Annotated in this window: 7 protein-coding genes and 1 pseudogene; 3 read left to right on the top strand and 5 right to left on the bottom strand. The window is 76.0% G+C overall.

Annotated features, from left to right (window positions below; genetic code table 11):
- Both VR44_RS34315 and VR44_RS34320 read left to right on the top strand, forming a co-directional pair.
- Positions 1 to 287, top strand: a 287-nt coding sequence (locus tag VR44_RS34315; protein WP_045951556.1) for a MarR family winged helix-turn-helix transcriptional regulator, incomplete at its 5' end; no start/stop codon positions are given.
- A gap of 9 nt (positions 288 to 296) precedes the next feature.
- Positions 297 to 836: an SMI1/KNR4 family protein gene (locus VR44_RS34320; protein ID WP_045951557.1), complete on the top strand. Its 540-nt coding sequence runs from the start codon at positions 297 to 299 to the stop codon at positions 834 to 836.
- Positions 837 to 838: 2 nt separating this feature from the next.
- Here the strand turns inward: VR44_RS34320 and VR44_RS34325 are convergent.
- The 4 genes and pseudogenes from VR44_RS34325 to VR44_RS45535 form a co-directional block, all read right to left on the bottom strand.
- A pseudogene (locus VR44_RS34325) lies at positions 839 to 2,154 on the bottom strand (AAA domain-containing protein).
- Positions 2,151 to 3,722, bottom strand: a complete 1,572-nt coding sequence (locus VR44_RS34330; protein WP_045951558.1) for a hypothetical protein — start codon at positions 3,720 to 3,722, stop codon at positions 2,151 to 2,153. Before VR44_RS34330 ends, VR44_RS34325 begins: the two are co-directional and overlap by 4 nt.
- Positions 3,710 to 4,909 (bottom strand): hypothetical protein, encoded by a 1,200-nt coding sequence (locus VR44_RS34335; protein WP_045951559.1) that lies wholly within the window; start codon positions 4,907 to 4,909, stop codon positions 3,710 to 3,712. The genes VR44_RS34330 and VR44_RS34335 overlap by 13 nt, the downstream gene beginning before the upstream one ends.
- An 8-nt stretch (positions 4,910 to 4,917) precedes the next feature.
- Entirely contained in the window at positions 4,918 to 5,061 is a 144-nt protein-coding gene (locus VR44_RS45535; RefSeq protein ID WP_157880501.1) for a hypothetical protein, read from the bottom strand.
- 71 nt (positions 5,062 to 5,132) lie between these two features.
- Between VR44_RS45535 and VR44_RS34340 the strand changes: the two genes are divergently transcribed.
- Positions 5,133 to 5,729, top strand: coding sequence for a histidine phosphatase family protein (locus VR44_RS34340; RefSeq protein ID WP_045951560.1), 597 nt, complete (start codon positions 5,133 to 5,135; stop codon positions 5,727 to 5,729).
- Positions 5,730 to 5,737: 8 nt separating this feature from the next.
- On the opposite strand, the gene VR44_RS34345 is transcribed toward VR44_RS34340, so the two are convergent.
- The coding region (locus VR44_RS34345; protein ID WP_045951561.1) for an NsdA family TPR-like regulatory protein at positions 5,738 to 6,205 on the bottom strand (468 nt) is incomplete at its 5' end.

A 6,205-nucleotide genomic window follows, 5' to 3' on the forward strand; every position in this document is an offset into this window, starting at 1 on the left:
TCACCGCGCTCGCCGGCCTGATGAGCTGGTCCCGCAGCCGGCTCTCCCACCAGCTGACCCGGATGGAACAGCGCGGCCTGGTGCGCCGCGAGGAGGTCGCCTGCGACGGCCGGGGCGCGGAAGTGGTCCTCACCGCCTCGGGGGTGGACGCGATCACCGCGGCCGCGCCGAGGCACGTCGAGTCCGTCCGCCGCCACCTGATCGACGTGCTGACACCGGATCAGCTCCGCACCTTCGCCGAGGTCGGCGAAGTCCTCCGCCGGAACTTCGGCGCCACCCGCAAGTAGGCTCGCCGGATGACCGAGGACGAAGTGGCCGACGCCGAGCGCGAGCTCGGGGTCCGGTTCCCCGCCGAGTACCGCGCCTACCTGCGCGACGCCCCCGACGGGGCCGCCTACCGGGTGGTGCGGACGGAGGCCGGCTGGCGGTGGCCGGGTGACCGGCGCCTGCGGTCCGACCTGCTGGCCGTCCCCTTCCCGCACCCCGACTCCTACGTGGAGGCCGACGCCGCGCTGTGCGCGCGAGAGCCCTTGGCCGCGGACTTTCCGGACGATGCCGCCTACGGGGCGGCCTGGGAGGCCTGGGACGCGGAATGCGAGGAGTTCGAGGACTGGCGGACCGCGGGAGCCATGCTCCTGGAAGAACACGGCTGCGGCTTCGCCACCCTCCTGGTGGTGACCGGTCCGCTGGCCGGGACCGTGTGGTGGGACGGGCGCGCCAGCTGTGACCGCATCGTCCGGCTCTCCCTCGACCACGGGGGCGGGGGAGAACCGGTCACCTTCGCCGAGTGGCTCGGCCGCGGATCCTGGGACCTCCTCCCGCCCGGCTGGGGATAGCCCTACGGCCGCCAGGCCACGCGGTGTTCGGCCAGGTGGGAGAGGACCGAGTGGTTGGCCTCCCAGCCGTCGCGCCCAGCCGGACCGGTTCCGTGGACGGGTGGTCGTCCAGGAGTTCCGCTATGCCCGCCCGGGCCACCACCACGCAGGCGTGCCGGTGGCGGGAGGCCAGGACGCACAGGCGGCCCGTCTCCAGGTGGAAGGCGGTCGCGTCCGGGCGGCCCGACAGCGGGTGGAGGACCACCGTGAGGTCGTACTCGCGGCCCTGGAGGCGGTTGGCGGTGTCCACCGTGACCCCGCTGACGCCCAGGGACGCCAGGGCCGAGCGGACCGCCGCCGCCTGGTCGCGGTGCGCGGTGCCCACCGCGATCCGGGACGGGGTCAGGGGCGCGGGGACGGGGGACTGCTCGTCCGAGGTGACCGCCCCGCGGTCCAGTGCGCGGCGGACCACCAGGGCCACCGCCCCGACCGCCTCCGGGTCGGTGCGCGGGGTGTGCCGGGCGGGGAGTTCCAGCAGGCCCCAGCCCGCCTCGGCCGCCTCGTCCAGCACCCGGTCCGGGCCGGAGCCGTCCGAGGCGACCCCGTACGCGAGCCGCCGTTCACCCGGGCCGGTGCCGCTGCGGAACTGCGAGTACGGGTAGAAGGCGCGCGAGACCAGCGGCGCGGCCGTCGCCGGGAGCCGCCACGACACCGGGAGCCGGTGCTGCGGCAGTTGGGGGTTGTGGGCGAGGAGGGTGCTCACCGCCGACGCGGAGGGGTCGTAGGACAGCCCCGCCCACTGCTCCGCGCCGACCACGCTGAACGGGTCCAGCTGTCCCGGGTCGCCCACGAACAGCGCCCGCTCGAACAGCCCGGCCACGGCCAGCAGCGCGTCGGAGCGCATCTGGTACGCCTCGTCGACGATCGCGTGCTCCCAGGGCTCCGCCTTCACGTACGCCCACTTCGCGGCCGTGGAGATGGTGACGGGGAGTTCCGCCAGGTCGGCCGGTCTGGCGGAGAGGGTGACCGACGGCAGCTCGCGCAGCGCCGGGTCGTAGGCGTCGGCGTCGCTGCTGTGCAGGCGGCCGACCTTGAGCTCCGGGTCCTTGGCGGCGAGCCGCAGCACCAGGTCGTCCACCTGCGCGTTGGTCTGCGCGACCACCATCAGCCGGCGCCCGGCGGCGGCCAGCTCCCGGGCCGCGCGCACCACCAGCGTCGACTTGCCGGCCCCGGGCGGGGAGTCGACGACCACGCCCCGCTCCCTGCCGTGCAGAGTGTCGTGGAGGATGGCGGCGGTCGCCCGGTCGGCGGCGGCGCCCGGGTCGAAGGCGGTGGTCACAGCAGGTCCTCGTCGGTCACGGCGTCCAGGGCGGGGGCGGTCGCGGATCCCGGCGGGCCGCCGTGCGTCCACGGGGTGTTCTCCGGGTCGGGCAGCTTCGGGCCGCCGCGCGCGTCGTGCTCGAACAGGGTCCAGCACACCCGGTCGCCCTTCTCCGGCACCGAGCCCGCCACCGGTTCCCGGCCCGCGCCCATCTTGTCGAGGACCCGCAGCACCAGCTGGCCGTCCTCCTCGCGGCGGACGAACTCGAAGGCCTGCTGGCGGCCGTCCAGCGAGCGGAACACCTTGCCGCCGCCCTCGTCCGCGAGCTGCGGCCGGTCCTCGGTGGCCACCGTCAGCAGCGGGCGCGGACGGGGCCGCTTGCCCTCGCTCCACTCCATCGCCACCTCGGTGACCTCACCGGCGAAGGCCTCGCCCGCGAACCGCCGGCCCGCCATGACGAGGGGGTCGTCCAGCGCCTCCTGGGCGTCGAGGCGTACCTGCTCGGTCTCCCGCGTGGCGAGCTTCTGGGCCGCCGTCACCGCGTCGTCGCGGCGCGGCTGCGGCGGTTCGCCCGCGCGGACCCGGTCGCGGTGGCCGGTGAAGGACCAGCGGTCGCGGGTCCAGCGCTCCTCGGTCCGCTCGCCCGGCGGCAGGGTGCGCAGCAGGTCGATCGCCTCCCACGTCTGCCACCAGGTGTTCTCCATCTGGGACACGACCAGCTTGCGGACCGCCCGCTCGGCGAGCCGTACGGCGTCCCCGTCGCGGGGCCCGCCCGAGGCGCGCGCGGCGTCGAACTTCGCGATGGCCGGGGCCAGCAGCCGGTTGTCGAAGGCGGGGTCGGTGGCCGGTCCGGCCGGCGGGCACAGCAACTGCCCGTCCTGGTCCCGGCCGAGCTCCATGCGCAGCGCCCACTCGGCGCCCGTGACACCCTCGGGCGGGCTGATCCAGGCCAGGAGGGAGCCCAGGTGCTGGTCCTCCAGGTTGCTCTGGCCGGTCGCCCAGTGCCGGGAGAGCAGGTCGGTGGCGGCCAGCAGCATCGAGGAGCCGGGCACCCGGGAGCGTTCGGCCAGGTGGGTGAACCAGCGGCCCAGCAGCGGGACCTGGGAGGGCGCCGGGTACGGGTTCTCGGGGTCCTCCTCGGCGGTCCGGCGGAAGCGCATCGAACGGCCCAGCAGCCGTACGTACTCGATGCCGGCCCGGCTCGGCACGACGATCTGCGGGGCGTCCACGCACAGTTCGGCCTCGACCTTGGTCTTCCGGCCGGTCTCCGGGTCGGTCTCGGTCCGCTCGGCGGGTTCGACGGCGTCCGCGTAGGACTCGATGTGGGGCATCAGCAGCCGCGCCAGCTCGCCGAGGAACTCCCAGCGCAGGTCCCGGTCGCGGGGCTGCGGTATGACGAGGATCCGCGGCTCGTGCCGGTCGGTGCCCAGCATCGCCCCGAGCGGCGCCCCGGCCTCGCCGGCCGTGGTCAGGGGTACGAGGACCAGCGGCTCGGCGCCCAGGTGGCGGTGGCGTACGGTCGCCAGCGGCCGGGCGTGGCCCGCGCGGACCGCCTCCAGCCGGGCGAGGGTGCTCAGCAGGGGCATTCGGGGGTCTCCGGGGCCTGGTACGGGGGTCGGGCGGCGGCGAGCTCCAGGGCCTCGGCGCGCAGCCGGGCGGCCTGGTGCAGTGCCTCCGCGGTGGGGTCGCCGTCGGGGCCCGCGCCGGAGGCGGCCGCGAGGGCCTCCTCGATGCTGCCGAGCCCGCCCAGCTCGCCGCGTACGGACCGGCCGAGCGCGGCGGGGTCCCCGGCGGCGCGGGAGCGTTCGCGGCAGTGGAAGGCCAGTTCGCAGGCGGCCAGGCACTCGGGGGCGTAGGCGGCGGAGACCGCGGAGACGGCCTCGGTGAGTTCCTCGGCGGTGCGGGAGGGGTCGAAGCAGAGCCCCTCGGGCAGGCCGGCGGCCAGGTCCTCGATCCGGGTCAGCCGGTCCAGCTGGCGGCGGGTGACCGCGCGTTCGCGGCGGACGTCGACGGGTTCGGCGGTGGGCAGGTTGGAGAAGTCCTTGGGGCAGACCAGCAGGACCCGGTGGCCGACCTCGGCGCCGGACAGCTTCGCGGCGGTCTGTTCCAGGGCCAGGACGTACACGGCGGCCTGCCGGGCGGCGGCGCCCACCTTCGCGGCGTCGGCGGCTCCGTCGATCATCGGGAACGACTTGATCTCCACGACGGTCCAGCGGCCGTCGGGGTGCACGACGACGGCGTCCGGCTCCAGGTAGGCGGGGGTGCCCGCCACTTCCAGGGCCAGCATCGGATGGTCCAGCAGGGTCCAGGTCCGCGCGGCGGTGGCCTCCCGCAGGGCCAGTGCGGTCCGGGCGGCGCGGCCCTCGGGTCCGGCGGCGGTGAGGTCGGGCACCCGGGCGTCCGACCCGGGCGGCTCGGCCCCGGCGCCGAGGCGGGCGTGCACCAGGCGCAGCAGTTCGGCTCCGCCGTCGCCCTTGACCTTGGCCTCGAAGGAGTTCCCGCGGACGATCGCGAACTGGGACTGGCCGAAAGCGGCCGGTGTGCCGAGGGCCGCGGCCAGGGCGGTCTTGTCCACTCCGGCGCCGTCGAGGAGCGCCCGTCTGCCGCACCCCGGGTTCGCGGCGAGCGCGGCGAGCGCCCGGGCGTCGAGCGGGCGGGGCGGCACGGCGGGGCCGCGCAGGTCGGCGAGCCGCTGCCGCAGTGTCGTCGTCTGGGGCGGGCCGCTGGGCGGGTAGGAGCTCACGGGCGGAAGTGTCCCATCCGCCACTGACATTCGTGGACCTACGGCCGAAACGGACCGGTTCTTGCCGTCGTGACCAGGTCCGTGCCCATGCCCGCGCCCATGCCCATGCCCGCGCCCATGCCCATGCCGCGCCCGTGCCCAGCGCGCGGGCGGGCGGGCAGCCGGCCGACGTCCATGTTCACGTCATGGATGATGGACGGACGACGGATTCGCGCATCCCAGGGCGAACCACCACGGACCGGGAGAAACACAGATGGCCCCCCGCATCCTGCTGGCCCGCCACGGCCAGACGGCATGGTCCCTGCTCGGCAAGCACACCGGGCGCACGGACGTGCCCCTGCTGGAAGAGGGCAGGCAGGGGGCGAAGCGGCTGGGCGAGCGGCTCGCCGGTGAGCCCTGGGCCTCGCTGCGCGGCCTGGAGGTGCGCACCAGCCCGCTGGTCCGGGCGAGCGAGAGCTGCGACCTGGCGGGTTTCGGCGCGCAGGCCGAGCCCTGGGACACCCTCATGGAGTGGGACTACGGCGACTACGAGGGGATGACCCCGGCGGAGATCCAGGCGGTCCGGCCGGGCTGGCTGATCTGGCGCGACGGGGTGCCCGGGGGTGAGTCCGTCGCCGACATCGCGGCCCGCGCGGACGAGGTGGTCGCCTGGGCCCGGTCGGCCGAGCGGGACGTCCTGGTCTTCGCGCACGGGCACGTCCTGCGCACCCTCGCCGCCCGCTGGCTGGGCTTCGAGGCCTCCTTCGGCGCCCGCATCCGCCTGGACCCGACCTCCCTGTCGGTCCTGGGCTGGGCGTACGGGGCGCCGGCCCTGGAACGCTGGAACGACACCGGGCACCTGGACGGGTAGCCGACGGCTCAGGCCTGGGCGTGGCGGGCCAGGAAGTCGCCGACGCGCGGGGAGCGCTGGTGCGGGACCAGGGTGCGGGCGGTGCCCGCCAGCATGGAGCGGATCCGGGTCGACTGGACCTCCGTGAGCAGGTCGAGCACCCGCCCGCCCGCCCAGGCGGCCTCGTCGGGCGCCCCGGCGCGGGCCAGGTCGTCGGCGAGCTCGGCGGTGTAGAGGGCCACGTTGCGGGCGAAGTGCGGGTCCTGGAGGTCGGCGGCGCGGCGGGCGTGCCGGGCGGCGCGGGCGTGCTCCCCGAGCGCCGCCCAGCAGCGGGACTCCAGGGACTCCAGCTCGGCCTCGCCGAAGAAGGACATCCACTCCGGGTCGGCCGCGCACGCCCCCCGTGCGAACTCGGTGTGCGCCCGGGTCAGCGCCTCCTCGCACGCCCGCTGGTCGCCGAGCCCGGACCAGCCGCCCGCCTCCCGCAGGGCCAGCAG

It is taken from the genome of Streptomyces katrae, from assembly GCF_000966975.1.
In the GTDB taxonomy this organism is placed as follows: Bacteria; Actinomycetota; Actinomycetes; order Streptomycetales; family Streptomycetaceae; genus Streptomyces; species Streptomyces katrae.